The sequence below is a fragment of the Trinickia fusca genome, from assembly GCF_003628145.1.
Classification (GTDB): domain Bacteria; phylum Pseudomonadota; class Gammaproteobacteria; order Burkholderiales; family Burkholderiaceae; genus Trinickia; species Trinickia fusca.
Genome location: NZ_RBZV01000016.1, coordinates 1 through 1,219, shown reverse-complemented (window position 1 = coordinate 1,219; position 1,219 = coordinate 1). Strand labels below are relative to the sequence as shown.

Genomic DNA, 1,219 nt, shown 5'->3' with positions numbered 1-1,219 from the left:
TCTCGGTGCGCTGGCGACGCAGGAATCAACGGATGTCGGTTCACTGTCGACGGGCCTGAGCACGACCAACAGCAACGTCACGAGCCTGTCGACCTCGACCTCGACCGGCCTCGCCACCGCGGTGAGCGGTGTCAGCTCCCTCTCCACCGGCTTGAGCACCACCAACAGCAATCTCGGTGCGCTGGCAACACAGGAATCAACGGACGTCGGTTCGCTGTCGACGGGACTGAGCACGACCAACAGCAGCGTCACGAGCCTCTCGACCTCGACCTCGACCGGCCTCGCCACCGCGGTGAGCGGTGTCAGCTCGCTCTCCACCGGCTTGAGCACCACCAACAGCACTCTCGGTGCGCTGGCGACGCAGGAATCAACGGATGTCGGTTCACTGTCGACGGGCCTGAGCACGACCAACAGCAACGTCACGAGCCTGTCGACCTCCGCCTCGACCGGCCTCGCCACCGCCGTGAGCGGTGTGAGCTCCCTCTCCACCGGCTTGAGCACCACCAACAGCAATCTCGGTGCGCTGGCGACGCAGGAATCAACGGATGTCGGTTCACTGTCGACGGGCCTGAGCACGACCAACAGCAGCGTCACGAGCCTCTCGACCTCGACCTCGACCGGCCTCGCCACCGCGGTGAGCGGTGTCAGCTCCCTCTCCACCGGCTTGAGCACCACCAACAGCAATCTCGGTACGCTGGCGACTCAGGAGTCGACGGACGTCGGTTCGCTCTCCACGGGCTTAAGCACGACCAACAGCAATGTCACGAGCCTGTCGACTTCCACCTCGACTGGCCTGAGCACCGCAGTGAGCGGCGTGAGTTCGCTTTCCACCGGCTTGAGCACCACCAACAGTAATCTCGGTGCGCTGGCGACGCAGGAATCGACGGACGTCGGCTCACTGTCGACGGGCCTGAGCACGACCAACAGCAATGTCACGAGCCTCTCGACCTCAGCCTCGACGGGCCTCAGTACCGCGGTGAGCGGTGTCAGCTCACTCTCCACCGGGCTGAGCACTACCAACAGCAATCTTGGTGCGCTGGCGACGCAGGAATCAACGGATGTCGGTTCACTGTCGACGGGCCTGAGCACGACCAACAGCAGCGTCACGAGCCTCTCGACCTCCACCTCGACCGGACTCGCCACCGCGGTGAGCGGTGTCAGCTCCCTCTCCACCGGCCTGAGCACCACCAATAGCACTCTCGGTGCGCTGGCAACACAG

The 1,219-nt window shown here is 64.5% G+C and carries 2 protein-coding genes; both read right to left on the bottom strand.

The features are described 5' to 3' along the window. Positions 1 to 678 (bottom strand): hypothetical protein (locus D7S89_RS28010; protein ID WP_245983224.1); only part of this gene is annotated, 678 nt, incomplete at its 3' end. Between the two features lie 24 nt (positions 679 to 702). Beyond that, positions 703 to 1,219: hypothetical protein (locus D7S89_RS28005; RefSeq protein WP_245983220.1), on the bottom strand; the 517-nt coding region annotated here is incomplete at its 5' end.